Source organism: Ezakiella sp. (assembly GCF_034180565.1).
In the GTDB taxonomy this organism is placed as follows: domain Bacteria; phylum Bacillota; class Clostridia; order Tissierellales; family Peptoniphilaceae; genus Ezakiella.
In genome coordinates, this window is sequence record NZ_JAXFOB010000017.1 from 26720 (window position 1) to 41785 (window position 15066).

Genomic DNA, 15066 nt, shown 5'->3' on the forward strand with positions numbered 1-15066 from the left:
AAACACCTCCTCAAATATTGTTAAACATATATTAGCACAATTTTTAGTTAGCGTCAACTAACTTTTTGAAAGATATTGAATTATATATATCTTGTGTACAAATCTTTCGAGGTTTGAATATATGTAAATATAAAATAAACATATAAAAGATTTTGTTAAATATAAACATATACAATTTGATATAATGCATGAGATTTTTATGATATAATATATGTAAGGATGTGATTTTTTGAAAAATAAAATGCTTTATGATCGCGAAGTCACTTTTAAGGACAGGGCGATTGAGTTTGAAGTAAGGAAGAAGTTAAAGAAGATGCAAGGACCGATTATGTTTTCGGAAACTTTAAACATATATGAGCTTGAGGTGATTTCAAGGGGGACGAAGGACCTTGAGGGCATAGAAAATTTAGTAAATTTGGAGAGGCTGTCGCTTTATTCAAACAATTTAAATGCGATGACTCTGAGGCATTTGTCGGGGTTGAAACATTTGAAGAGTCTCGATTTGGCGGACAATCCTTCGATTATGGAAATCCCTGCGGGCACGCTTGACGAAATGACTGAGTTAAGAGAGCTCGTTTTGGACGAAACGGGAATTTATACGCTCGATGAGATTATGATGGAGAAGCTCACAAATCTCGAGGAAATTTTAATTGAGGACAATAATATTAAAAATTTAAATTTTTTAAGAAACAATAAGGCGCTCAAAAAAATTCTTTTTAGAAACAATCGCGTTTCGGACATAAGTGCGATAAAAGATTTGGAGAAACTTGATGAGGTTTGGGGTGCAAATAATGAAATTTCGTCGATTGATGCGCTTGAAGACAAGAGTGAGTTGGAATATATAAATTTTGAAAACAATTTCATCGAGGATATTTCGGCGCTAAAAAATTCTTATAAGCTTGAAACGGTTTATCTTGGAAACAATAGAATCACAAATGTTGACGCGCTTAAAGATAAAAAGCTGATAAAAAATCTTGAGCTCGAAGAAAACAGAATTTCAAATATTGAGGCGCTCTCGAGTCTCGATGAGGTTGAAAGGCTTTATTTAAACAAGAATAATATAAAGGACTTTTCCCCGATTGCAAATTTAAAAAATCTGGAAACACTTTTTGTTTCGCAAAATCAAACTTTAAATTTTGATGTGCTTCACGAGATTGGAATAAATTTGAGAAACAAAGACTTTTAAAATGTGATTTTCATATTTCATTAGCATTACATTTCATGTAATATTGTTTAAAAGCATAAAAAATAGGTTATAATTAAATTAAAGCGATTACTTAAGGAGGTATTAGCTATGAAGAAACTACTAAGTGTTATTCTTGCAGCGGCACTTGTTATAAGCGGTGTTTTTCTATTCGAGTTAAATGCAGCCGACAATCCACGCGTCAAATATTTGCAAGATAAAAAGATTATCATCGGAGACGAAAACGGTGAATTAAACCTGACAGAAAACATCACTCGTGACCAATTTGCAAAAATTGTTGTTTACGCATTGGGTGATCAAGAAAAAGCAGACAATTTGATTGGACTTAAATCCCAATTCAGCGATATGAAAGTTGGCGGATGGGCAAACGGATATGTTAACGTTGCATCAACTGCAAAAATCGTAAACGGTTTCCCTGACGGAACATTTAAACCGCGCCAAAACGTAACCTATGAAGAAGCTATCAAAATGATGGTTAACACAGCTCTAGGTCGCGATTTGACAGAAGCTGAAAAAGCTGTTGAAGGCAGATGGTCAAAACCATATATCGACAAAGCTATTGAACTTGGACTTTTAAAGAACTTGGGTGTTGTTGATTATCAATCACCGGCTGTTCGTGAAAAAGCTTTTGATATTTTATACGAAGTAATTATCAGAAGATTGGAAACTCCTGAAGCAGCAGTTCGCGGACTCGTTGTTGAAGCTGACGACAAGGGCGCAAAAGTTTTGGTTATCGACACAGATTCAAAAGATATTAAAGTTGAAGACGAAATCAACTTCAAATTCTCAGAACTTCTCGACGCAAGACACTATATCGGTAAAGTATGCGACCTCACAGTCGGTCCTGAAAGCAAAATTACAGCTTTAAAAGTTGCAGGTGAATATGAAGTTAAGACAGGAACATTCGAAATCCTAAGAAACAGACTTTATATGAACGGCGACAAGAGCGGATATGACCTTTCATTGAGCGACAGAACGAAACTCGAAGACAATTTGGCAGGCATTTTACACAACGGCGTAAAATACAGCTATGACAAATATGAAAAAGAAATTAAGAATGTTGAATTTGCACAAGTTACTGTTCACAACAACAAAGTTGTGTTCATCAGAAGCTTCAACTTCAAAGACATCGCACCGATTGCAGATGTTAAAGACGGAAAAGTTTATGTAATAAAAGACGCAAATCCTGAAGCAATTTCAATTCAACCTTTGACAAATGTTTATAAAGTAACAAAAGAAGGTTTGGAAGCAATCAAACCTATCGAAGTTCCGACAGACGGAGTTCTCCATATTTATGGAAACAACGAAGCTATCGTTACAGACGAGAGCTTGAGCGACGTTACATTCAGACTTTCTAAGAAGGACGGCGTTTTGAACTTCTATGTAAACGGCGACTACTACAAGATTAACACTGAAAAGGATAAAAGAGGTGTTATCAGCGTTGATTTTGAAAACTACAAAGTTATACCAAATGATGAAAATGACAGCACTTTAAGAGCAATGGAAACAAAGAAAAATGTTATCCTTCTTGACTTAAACAACAATGTTCAACTCGTTCGCGGAAACTTTGCAGAAAAAGAAGAAACGATGATTGTAGAAAAAGTTGCATCAGGCGAAATCAGAATGATTGACAAAGACAACAATCCGGTTGACGTTATCGACAATTTAAACCTCGAAATTTTCGAAGGCAAAAAAGTTATCAGAATGCAAGATTTAAACGCAGGTGACCTCGTTTATGTCTCTACAAAAGACCACAAAGTTGCAAAAATCCAAAAATATGCAAGCACAACAGATGCTAAAAATGTGGACAAAAAAGGCGCAGAATTTGCAATCGACACAAGACCGAGCCGTGGAAGATATGGACTTGTAAGTGTTGACAAAGTCGAATATGAACTAACAAAAGACAGCGATATAATCGTTAATGAAAATGGACAATACAATTTCAGAACTCTTGAATATGTCAAGAAATTCGCTTCAGAAGGCGCACTTCAAGCTGTTGTTGTTTCAACCGAAGACTTCCAAAACAGTGTTCCGGGTGCTGCAACACCGATGACAGCAAGAAAAGACCTTGTAAAGACAATTGTATTTACAAACTTTAAAGAAAATGTTCCTGTTGATCATGTTGAAACCCTAAAAATGGTTTACGGATTTGTTCAAGGAACAGATGCTAAAATCACAGCTGAAGATAACAAAGGCGAAAAGAAAGAACTTGCCATCTTCAAAAATGCAGAAATTGACAGACTCGACCCTGAAGACATCGTACGTGTTTCACTTTCAAAAGATGGAGAAGTTATCTCTGTAGAAAAACTCATTCCATACAATTATCGTGAATACACAGTTACAGATTATGCTGTAAAGGACGGCGTTACAACTGTTAAACTTGAAAGAGAAGGCAAAGAATTTGTCAAGACTTTCAGAAAAGACATCACAATCTTCGGAGCAGAACCGACAGTCGGCTCTGTTGTAAGAATGCACGTTGTTGAAGACGACATCGACGCTCTTTATGTTATAAAATAGTTGAATTTGTATAAAATGCTCCCGATCTTTCGGGAGTATTTTTTTATGAATTTTTTTGAAAGGTTTTTTACTCGTTGTGTAATGTTATGAAAAGTGAATTTTTGGATTGAGCACATGAAATATGTTAGTGATTTAAAAAAGTGTTATTTAGCATTTTTTAAATTGGAAATTTAGATATGTATAAGATATAATAGAAATTATTAACGGATTCGAGGTGAGGACGGTGTATTTTAAATACGGTGAAAAAGAGATTTCATATTTAAAAAATAAGGACAAGAAACTTGCGGAAGTTATTGAGAAAGTCGGCTTTATCGAAAGAGAAACGGAGCCGGAGCTTTTTTCCGCACTCGTCCACCACATTGTCGGCCAACAAATTTCAACAAAAGCTCAAGCGACAATTTGGGAAAGAATGAAAAATTCTCTTGGGGCGGTCACGCCGGAGATGATCTTAAACGCAAGTGAGAATGAGATTCGTTATTTTGGAATTTCATTAAGAAAAGTTGAATATATAAGAGATTTTGCGAGAAAAGTTCACATGGGGGAATTTGACATAGATGCGGCTGAGAAGATGGATGACGACGAGCTTATAAAATATTTGACGAGTTTAAAAGGTGTCGGCGTTTGGACGGCGGAGATGATACTGCTCTTTTCACTCGAGAGACCTAATGTACTTAGCTTCAATGACCTCGGCATACAAAGGGGGCTTCGGATGGTGTATCACCACCGAAAAATCGACAGAAAACTTTTTGAAAAATATCGGAAGAGATATAGTCCTTATTGCAGCGTTGCAAGTCTTTATCTTTGGGCGGTCTCGGGAGGCGCGATTCCCGAAATGAGGGATTATGCACTGAAAAATAAAGGTTAACTTACGAAAAGGTTTTTGAAAATTGGATGAATCTATGGAATATATTTTTGAATATAAGTCGCCGATTGGAATTATCATAATCACATCGGACGAAACGGAGATTACGGGTCTTCGATTTAAGGGACAGTCGGAAACTGAAGTGCTTTGCGACAAGAAATATAAAGAAACGAGCGCGATAAAAGAGGCGAAGAGATGGCTCGACATATATTTTTCGGGAAAAAATCCGGGGTACATTCCTGCTATAAATCCGAAGGGAACGGAATTTCAAAAGCTCGTTTGGAAAATACTTCTTGAGATTCCGTACGGAAAAACGACGACATATGGAGAAATTGCAGGAAAAATCGCGGAAATCAAAAATGTTTCCCGAATGTCCGCACAGGCAGTTGGCGGAGCTGTGGGGAAAAATCCGATTGCAATTATAATCCCGTGCCACAGAGTTATCGGGAAAAACGGTAAATTGACGGGCTATCGGTATGGAATGGATAAAAAAATATCGCTCCTCGCGCATGAAGGAGCAGATATGGGAAAATTTTTTGAAGATTGAGAGAGTCGATGAATGAGGCTCTTTTTTTGTTGGAAATTTTTCTGACGTCTTTTAGAGAATGATACAACGTTCGCACATAAATATCAAAACCAAAAATCTATAGTAAAATTTTCGCCGCTATCGCCCAATAACGGCTTTTATATTTAAATCAAGTATAATTGATCGTATTTTATATAAAATCGTTTATACAAAGTGTCAGGCTTTAATTTTTGTCTATTCAAATTTCTGATGAAATCATTATTAAATGCTGCAAAAATAAATTTTTATTGCGCACGTTTTTGGTATCTATACACATTTTTATCTCATCTCATAACGAAATCTAAGATTTCTTTTTATGTGCCAAAAAATGCTGTCCGACACATACGGCGCACAAAAGTTATATTCCAACATCACTCATAATTGTGTGTTTAGCTTTATCTCATGCGTCGGGACGTAGCCCGACGCTACAAACAACGTAATCACATACAACAATAAATCTCACTTACAGTAATATTTATTTTCGCATGTAGATAATTTCGGTGTATAAAAAACGACGATTACCGGTACATATATACATTTTCGAAGAACTTTCGATGAGAAACGATTAGATTAAAATTTTAGGAGTGAGACCTTTTTGCGATATTATTTCCATGCTCAAAAGCAAAATTAAGAATTTCTTTCTCATGCGTTGGAAAACGCAGCCATCGTTACTTCGGTGCTTGCAATATTTTACAATTTACAACACACAATTTGCGAGGAATTTTCGATGAGAAACGGTTAGATGAAATATTTTAGGAGCGAGACGTACTGGCAAGTACGTCGCAACGACTAAAATATTGAATCAATCGTTTATCGCGAAAAGGCCCGCAAATTTAATTACAAAAAAAGACTGCTACAAAACTGTAGCAGTCTTTTTGGTTATTGTTATTTAGAGATTGTATCTCCGATTGTATTGACAATATTTAGAACTTGGTTGTTTGATTCAAAGTAGCTGAGGTTTGTTACGTTGCCGTCTTTGTCGAGGTACATCAAGCATGGTACATAGTTTGAATTTACGATGTTGAATAATCCTCTTGCATTGTAGTGGAAATATGGTTCCATTTGGCTTAAACCAAGTCTGTTCAAGATGTTTCTGATTGAGTAAGCGTTGCCGGAAGTCATTGCTTCAACCATTGTGAATCTTGATTTGTCAATGTTTACAAGGCTTCTCCAGCTGCCTTGGCAGCCGCCGCATTCAGGATATCCCATTGCGATGACTGTCGGGCGTTTGCCGTCGATAAGTGAAGCGATTGTAACGCTTTGACCGTTCATATTTGTCAATGTGTAGTTCTTAACATTTCTTCCGTAGATAGCTCTTAGCTTTGGTCCCAAGTCGCCGCTGTTCAAGTGGTTGAATTCACCTTTTCTTGCTCTTTCGTCATAGCTTAATTCGCCGGATGACGGTTCATAAGGGTCAGGATTGCTTCCTGTTGTGATAGTGAATTTGCTTGCAGCTCTTGCGCTTGAATCGTTTGCGAGTTCAGCTTCAATGGTGTATGTTCCTTGTGGAATTGATTGGTTTGTTGTGAATGTTAGAACTGATCTTCCGTAGTAGTCTGTAGTTCTGTCGTAGTTGTAAGATTTTCCGTCAGGATATGTGAATGTGAATTTAACCGGTTGGTTTGTCATTGCACTTCCGTTTTGGTCTTTTACAAACAATGTCATTCTGATTACTGCACCCGGTTTGAATGTGTCTCCGCCGCATGTGAGTGTAAGATTTGCATTGTTGTTTTCTTCTTCTTTTACAACTTCGAAAGTTACAGTTTCTTTCTTAGCGACATAGTTTCCGTCGAGTGCTTCGATTGAAACTTCATAAGTTCCTACCGGTGAATCTTTGTCCGGTGTGAAGTATAAGTTTGTTTGACCTTGATATCCTGTGTTTCTGTCATAAGTTCCTGTTTGAACTTGGTTGTTAGGATATTTAAGAGTGTATCTTAAATTTGTATTTCTTACAAGATTGTTTGATGCATCTCTTAACATTGCAGTCATTCTTACTGTTTCATTTGCTCTGATTTCAGTTTTGTCAACTGAGAGTGAGAGTGTTGAGTTGTAAACTTCACCTGGAGTTTCATCTTCGCCTTCAACATCCAAGTCAACAGTTGTCTTTAGAATATTGTATAGACCGTCTTTGTCGAGCGGACCTGCAATGTTTAAAAGTCTTCCGTTTTCGTCAAGAATAACTGTGTTAGGTGTTGTGAGGAATCCTAGACGTGATGCCCAAATTTTTTGGTCAGCGTCATAGTAGATTTGATCTCTGAAGTTTTCGATATTTAAGTCTTTAAGAACTCTGTCTACAAAGTCAACTGTTGATTTTACGTCTTCTTCAACTGATGTTACGATTTCTAAGAAATTGTATTTATCGTGAGGAAGTGGAGCCATCTTTTCCCACATGTCAACACATGCTCCGCATCCAGGATAACCGAATACGAGAACTGTTTTCTTTGACGGGTCGATGAGATCAGCGATTTTGTGGTCGCCTAAAGTAGCGTCCTTAACAGTGTATTGAAGAATGTTTTTGCCGTAGTGTTTTTCGAGTGATTCATATTCGAAATCTGTAGGTTTTAAGTGTCTGAATTGACCTTCAGCCTTACGTGCAGCATATGATTTGAATGCTACTTCTCTGTCAGCAACTTCAAAACTTGCAATACCTGTAATCTTTTCGAAGTTGTTGTAGCTTGCTTCTGCAACTACACTGTATTTTCCGTTTTCTTGTGGAGCTGTGAATACTTGGCTAACTTCTCCTGTATTTCCTGTTGTTACTGTCTTTGTTTCAAGAACTCTTCCGTCTTGGTTTTTAAGACTTAGAGTGATAGATGATTTTCTAATATAGTTTCCTTCAAGGTCTGTAACTTTAGCGTTTACAGTTACTGTTGAACCCTTAACATATGCTGTTTTGTCAGCTCCGATATTGATATCGAGTGCTTTTTCATATTCAGGGAATACTGATGGGCGGTTTTCTCTTAACCATTTGGTCATTCCGCCGTTCATCCAGTAGATTTTCTTGAAGCCGAGGGCTTTCATCATTTCTGCTGTACCGCCTGAACGAACTTGTGTTCTGCAGTATAGCAAATAAGTTTTGTTTTTGTCTAATGTTTTTAAGAAATCTTCGTGGTCTTTTGCGTAATAGTCGTGGTGAATACATCCGTCGATGTGTGATTCGTTGTATTCAGCCTTTGTTCTTACGTCAAGAAGTACAAAGTCTTCGTTGTCTTTGTTTTCTTCGATCATCTTTTGACCTTCGTCGGTTTCAATCATCTTGTAGATGGTTTCTTCCGGTTCATCAGGTTCAACAGGATCTACCGGGTCAACCGGGTCAACAGGGTCAACAGGATCTACAGGTTTTTGTCCGATGTAGAACTTGTATGTTTCGTTAACTCCGTCATATCCCCATCTGTCTGCAACAACATTAACTGTGTATTCGCCTTCACCCATAGTTGTGTCTGAAGTAACATAGATTTCAGCCTTACCATACCAGTTGCTGTATTTTGTGAGTTTGTATTCTTTTCCTTGCGGGTCTGTAACAACAATCTTCATAGCGTTTGTTCTTACAGGTTTTCCGTCTTGATAGTTCAATTGAAGTCCGATAGTAGCTTTTTCACCGATTTGGTATTCGTCCTTATCTTGTGTGAATTCAATTGTCAAGTGTTTAGGATTTACATATTTTACAACTTCAAATGTTGCTTCACCGATTGAATTTTGGTAACTTGATTTTGAAGATGTGATCTTAACTTTGTAAGTTCCTGCAGGACCGTTTTCAGGTTTGTATGTGTAGGTTGCTCTACCATAATAGTCTGTACGTCCTGTGTTTCTGTGAACTGTACCGTCAGCTGTTGTGATTTCGATGTTGATGTCAGCATAGCTGATAGCATATTGTCCATAGCTTGTTTGAATATTAAGTGCGATTGAACCGTTGCTGTAAATTGAATTTTGAGCAGGTGTAACAGTTGTTACGAATGTCGGACGACCGTCGTTAACTTCAAATGTTGCTACATCATTTGCAGGATTATAGTTTCCGCCGCTTGCTTTAACATTTACAGTATATTTACCTGAAACGCCGAGTTCATAAGATGAAATAGTGAATCTTGCATTTCCGTAGTAATCTGTATAAGCAGATTTTGTGATGTGGTTTCCGTTCGGTCCTACAATGTCGATTTCAACAGTTGTATATTTGAGGTTTCTGTTGTATTTATCCTTTGTATTAACAGTGATTGTTTGGCTGTTTCCGCTACTTACAACATCGCTTGAAAGAGTTGTTGTAACATTGATAGGGTTTGTATTGCCGCTGTTTCCTGTAACGGTTACATATGCAACTTGTGAAACATTTGAACCGTCTGTAGCAGTAGCTGTAATCTTAACCTTACCTGCGCTGATACCGCGAACGTTTCCGTTGTTGTCAACAGTTGCGATACGTGGATTTTCACTTACAAATGACAATGTTTGGTTCTTTGCATCTCTCGGCATAATTGTTGCAGAGATTCTGTATGAGTCGCCAACAGAGATTGTCTTGTTGTTAGGTGTAAGAGAAATATAAGTTACTTGTTTTCCTGCGCTTTCTACAGTTACACGTGCACTTGCAGTAACTCCGTTTGAAGCCTTTGCAATAATGTTACATGTTCCTTCGCCGTTTGCACGGATAACTCCGCCTGAAACAGTTGCAACTCTTGAATTTGTTGTTGACCATGAAATGGACTTATTTGTTGCGTTTTGTGGATAAACAGTTGCTGTGATAGTCTTTGTAGCACCTGCTGAAAGTGTTACATTTGTTTCTGAAAGAGCGATTGATTTTACAGGAACGTTTACAACTTTATTTTTTACATTAACTGTAAATGTAGCTCTCTTGTATGAACCGTCAGTTGCAGTTGCAGTAACTGTTGCAGAACCTTCTCTCAATCCTTTTATAACTCCGTTTTGAACTGTTGCAACATAACTTGGATTTACACTGTATGATAAAGTCTTGTTTGCTGCATCTTCAGGGAGAACTACAGGATTTAATTCATAGCTTTGTCCAACTTCAATTTCAAGTGGATTTTCGTTGAAGCTGATTGAATCAACTTTCTTTACTTCAGGGTTTGGTCCCGGATTATATCCTGCAGGACGTGTCATAGCTTTCAAACATACGTTTGCATTGTATCTTTGTGTTGTAACGTCCATCCAGTTGCTTCCGTTGTAAGAAATGTATGATTCATTTCTGTTTGCTCTTGCACGTGATGAATAGTAAGCAATCGGATTTTCAATAGGAATAGGATATGAATATCCCGGAGTTGTAAGTTTAACAATTGGAGCGAAATATTGTCCTGCTTGAACATTATATGTTCTAATAGGAACAGTTACATATCCTGCGTATTCAATATTACCGCTTGCAACCGGTGTGCGGTTGTTGAAACTTACTTGACCGTTTCCTGAAGTCATATAAACTTCATAGCTTGCGCCGTTTGACGGAACAAAGAAACCAACTTCGAATACATCTGTGTTGTTTCTTACAGGACCGAATACGTTTGAGAAATAACCTGTTTGACCGTTACCGATGTTTGAAGTCATACCTAAATCATCGTAGTACCAGATTGATTCGTTTGCTTTCTTTTCCTTCATCTTAAAGATAGCATTGCTTCTTCCTGCAAAACCGTCGAAATAAGAAACATAATAGTATCCACCCATATACTTCCAGTTTTGACCCCATGAGTTTTTAATAATCCATGCGCCATCTCCCGGAGGTGTGATACCGAAGTTGTTACGGCTGAAATCGTCGTCCCAACCGACAATAGTTACAGCGTGGTTTGCGTATCCTGAATTACCAGGGTTGTAACTTGCCATTGTTCTGTCGTTTAAATACCATTCGCTTCCGTTAATAGTTGTGTAAGCAGCACCGTATCTCATGATAGCATCTTTAAGACCTTCTGTGTCCCAACCGTTTCTGACGTCAGGAATATTCATGATCTTGTCGATATCCTTAACTCTTTGAAGTCCTGTTGGTGAAGTGAATCCATATGGTGAATATGGTTCGTCAGCTTCTGAGATAGGACCTGACCAACGAGCGAGATAACCTGATGCAACTTGCCATGTACCGCCTTGGTCCGGACCCCAGTCGTAACCGTGAGTGTTTCTCAAGTTCTTTTCACTGAAGTCGTTTACTTGCGGCATCAAAGCTGATTCTGCTGAACCGTAAGTTGCGAATGCCCAACATGAACCGTTAGGTCCTTGGTTTTTAACAGGCGTTACACGATTTTGTTGTCTCAAATCGTACTTTCTTGGAGCACCTTGGCGAGAAAATTCAGGAGCTTTTTTTAAGTCATAGTTTGTATTAACCTTTAACGGGTCAACACGTAAACCGTAGAACTTTTCATCTCCTGCAGCTCTTACGCGATTAAATTCCGGATTTACCGGAGCTTCGTCGACAAATAAATCATCGACCAATTCTTCTTCGGCAACAATTCCTGTTTCCGGATTTACATCTTGAATCACATCGCTGATTTCAAGACCGTCTTCTGCGAAAACAGAAATAGGTGCCACTACCATAACTAATGCAAGTACTACACTAATAATGGTATTAACAAATCTTTTGTTCATAATACTCTCCTTTCGTATTAAAGCCGTTTTTAGAAAATCATCTTTTTGTTTGTTCTTAGATAAAAATTATTTGGATTTTTTTATTTTAAGAACAAATTTTCTAATTAAAACAACTCTAAATTAATTATAGCAGATTTTTCTTTTCATTACAATACAAATACAAATGTTGCGAAAATTTAATATTTATGCTAAAAACAAGTAATATCAATGCATTCAATGTTTTTTATAGATAAATTAACAATTTTTTTTCTTAATTTTTTTGTAATCTGTTGATTTTTATAGTTTTTAATGGTATAATTAAGAAAAAGATAGGTTGGTATTATGAAAATATTAGAAAACAAAGTGTTTTCAATCACATAGTAAAAAAAACTGAAATTAATTACGATACTTATAAAAATACTAAAGATTTGCTCAAACAACATAAATGTGATAAAATGTTATCAACTTTTAAAACCCAAAAGAAATCATTGTCAAAATGTGACTATATAAATTTATTTAGGAAAGGATGTCGCAAAGACGACAGCGAGAGGAGGAACAATGGTAAAGAAAAATGTAAAAGTTCTGGTACTTCTTCTTACTATATTAATGGTAGTTCCACTTTTAACACCGCTATCAGTAACGAAAGCGGATGAAAATGTAATCTACGACGATATATTAAATGAAGAAATCGCTAGAACGACAATTGAGGAGGAAGGCCCTGAGGAAGAGGCCGAGTTGGAATTAAGCGAGATAAATGAGGACTTTAATCCAAACGAATACGATTTGGAAGACGGTCTTACAGTATCACCGCTTAAGATTGAAAGTCAAAGTGCACCGCTTCAAATGAGAACTATGTCATTGAATCCGGTTGCGGGAAACGGTTATCCTTCAAAGTTTGACTTAAGAAAGTTTGGAATGGTTTCACCGGTAAGAGACCAAGGCCCTAACGGTTCATGTTGGGCATTTGCTACTTACGGTTCAATGGAATCAATTCTTCTTAGACAAAAGAAAGGTAAATTCGATTTCAGTGAAAAGCATTTAAGAAATATGCACGGATTTGACTGGAGCGCTGAAAAGGGAGGCAACCGTGATATGGCTGCCGCATATCTTGCAAGCGGAAAGGGACCTATCGCAGAAGACGACGACCCGTATGATCCGGTTATAACGGTTTCACCGAAAGGACTAAGAAGACAACTTGATATGGATAAGGTTATTTATCTTCCGGATGTAACAAACATCAACGAAGTCGATAATCTTAAATGGGCAATCAGTGAATATGGTGGAGTTTATACGACAATAAATTCATCCTCATATTACGAAAATAAAAAAACATTCACAATGTACAATCCGGGAAGAGGAACAGCAAACCACGCTGTAACGATTGTAGGTTGGGACGACACATATCCTTCAACGGCTTTTACACAAAGAGCACCTGGAAATGGAGCTTGGATTTGTAAGAACTCATGGGGATCAAAATATATGGACTCAGGTTATTATTATGTATCATACTATGATGCATTTGTAGGTAAGAGCCCGACGGTATTTATTCCTAAGAAAAAGGATTTAAGAGGAATTATTCACCAATATGACCCGCTTGGAGCAACAAGATCTGTTGGATTTAAGGGCGAAGGTTATATGGCAAATATTTTCACGGCACAATATAAGGAACTTTTACACGAAGTAGGTCTTTTCAACGTTGCAAACCAAACAGATTACGAAATCTATGTTGTAAGAAATGTTGAAAGAACAAGCCAACTTTCGAATGAAAGAGTTAAAGTTGCATCGGGAAGTTTCCTATATCCTGGATACTACACAGTTCCAATTGACCCTGTTCAGTTAAATGAAGGCGAACAATTTGCAGTTATTGTTTATATGAACTCAACAAAGTCCAAAAACAACACCCCGCTTCCTATTGAAACAAGAATCGGCGGATATTCATCAAAAGCTGTTGCAGCTCCGGGTCAATCATATTTCTCAAGAGTTGGAGACGGTTGGTCAGACCTTACAGGTAATTTGCCAAATGCAAACTTCTGTATCAAGGCTATAACAACAACGGGCGATGAAGTTCCTGAAAAGGATTTGGACGAAGTTGATGACCACGACACAGATATTACAATCGATGGAGAAGTCAAGGTTAGAAATATTACATTTGATATCGGAAGCCAAGGATTTATCCATATAGATAAGAAGGGTCTTTTAAGATATACAATCGACCCGGCAGATGCTGAAGTAGAACTTGAATTCGGAACAGATGACAAGAATATTGCAGTATTTAAAGAAGGCGGAGTTTTATATCCGGTTAATACAGGAAACACAAATGTTTACATTAAAACAAAGGGCGGCGAAATCGTTACAAGATTTAATGTACAAGTTGTAAATCCGGGAATCAGAGTTCCGGGAAGACAACAAATCGAAGAAGTCGGAATGAACGATTACGAACCTGAACCTGAGCCGGAACCGGAACCTGATCCGGGTGTCGTTCCTGACGACAAAGAACCGGACCCAATCAGACCGGAAAGAGACCCAAGTGTTGCGATGACACTATTTATGAAAAAGCAATCCGAGCTTATCACAGAAGGAACAGAATTCAATGTTGAGCCTTATGTAGGTGTTTTCCCTGAAACCGCAAAGAGAAACTTCATATATTATTCGGACAGACCGGATGTTGTTGAAGCAAGACCTGACGGAATTTTGGTAGCACACAAGGTGGGCTCTGCAAATATAACTGTTATGACGGACAACAATCTTAAAACTGTATTTAAGGCAAAAGTTGTTCCTGATTACAGCAAACAAGTAATCGAAATTACAAGTTTGAGAAACACTGAACGTAAGGGCGGAATCTTCAGAATTTATGCTGAAGCAACTGTAAACGGAATGCCATACAACGGACCGGCAGACCTTATCGTCACAGCTGAAGATAAAACAATTGAAAGAAAATTGTACTTCAACGCAGGTAAGCTTGAATCGAAATACCACGGTGGACAAATCGGAGTATGGAGAGAAAATTTCACTGCAACATTAAAAATCAGAGACAAAGAAAAGACTATTAAATTCTTTGAATCTAAGGAACAAAATCATGAAGAAGCACCGAAGTTTATAGAAATCACACGTTTCTATAATTCACCTGAAAGAAAAGCAGGTGTCTTCCACATCTACGCTGAAGCACTCGGAGATGGAATGCCGTACAACGGAAAGGCTATTATCAGAGTTGTAAGTGGAGACCATGTTCAAGAACATGAAGTTAAATTCAAAGACGGAAAATTCGAAAAGACATATACAGGATTCGCATTCGGCGTATGGAGAAAGGATTTTGAGGCAACACTTACAATCGGAGATGTTTCGGAAGAAATTAGATTCGGATACAAATAGGTTATA

At 37.5% G+C, this 15066-nt stretch carries 6 protein-coding genes; 5 read left to right on the forward strand and 1 reads right to left on the reverse strand.

Translation table 11 applies throughout. From position 1 onward, the window contains the following. Window positions 1–229: 229 nt before the first annotated feature. From SPI61_RS03745 to SPI61_RS03760, 4 genes are all read left to right on the forward strand, one after another. On the forward strand, window positions 230–1186 hold the full coding sequence (locus SPI61_RS03745; protein WP_321136779.1) for a leucine-rich repeat domain-containing protein: 957 nt from the start codon (window positions 230–232) through the stop codon (window positions 1184–1186). A gap of 108 nt (window positions 1187–1294) precedes the next feature. Then, entirely contained in the window at window positions 1295–3721 is a 2427-nt protein-coding gene (locus SPI61_RS03750; RefSeq protein ID WP_321136780.1) for an S-layer homology domain-containing protein, read from the forward strand. A 223-nt stretch (window positions 3722–3944) separates the two neighbouring features. After that, on the forward strand, window positions 3945–4586 hold the full coding sequence (locus tag SPI61_RS03755) for a DNA-3-methyladenine glycosylase 2 family protein (RefSeq protein ID WP_321136781.1): 642 nt from the start codon (window positions 3945–3947) through the stop codon (window positions 4584–4586). Window positions 4587–4620: 34 nt separating this feature from the next. Continuing rightward, window positions 4621–5130 carry a methylated-DNA--[protein]-cysteine S-methyltransferase gene (locus SPI61_RS03760; protein ID WP_321136782.1) on the forward strand — a complete coding sequence of 170 codons (510 nt, stop codon included), beginning with the start codon at window positions 4621–4623 and terminating at the stop codon, window positions 5128–5130. 903 nt (window positions 5131–6033) lie between these two features. Here SPI61_RS03760 and SPI61_RS03765 read toward each other — a convergent pair. Next, window positions 6034–11712 carry a lectin like domain-containing protein gene (locus SPI61_RS03765; RefSeq protein WP_321136783.1) on the reverse strand — a complete coding sequence of 1893 codons (5679 nt, stop codon included), beginning with the start codon at window positions 11710–11712 and terminating at the stop codon, window positions 6034–6036. A gap of 537 nt (window positions 11713–12249) precedes the next feature. Between SPI61_RS03765 and SPI61_RS03770 the strand changes: the two genes are divergently transcribed. Continuing rightward, window positions 12250–15060, forward strand: coding sequence for a lectin like domain-containing protein (locus SPI61_RS03770; protein ID WP_321136784.1), 2811 nt, complete (start codon window positions 12250–12252; stop codon window positions 15058–15060). Window positions 15061–15066: the final 6 nt, after the last annotated feature.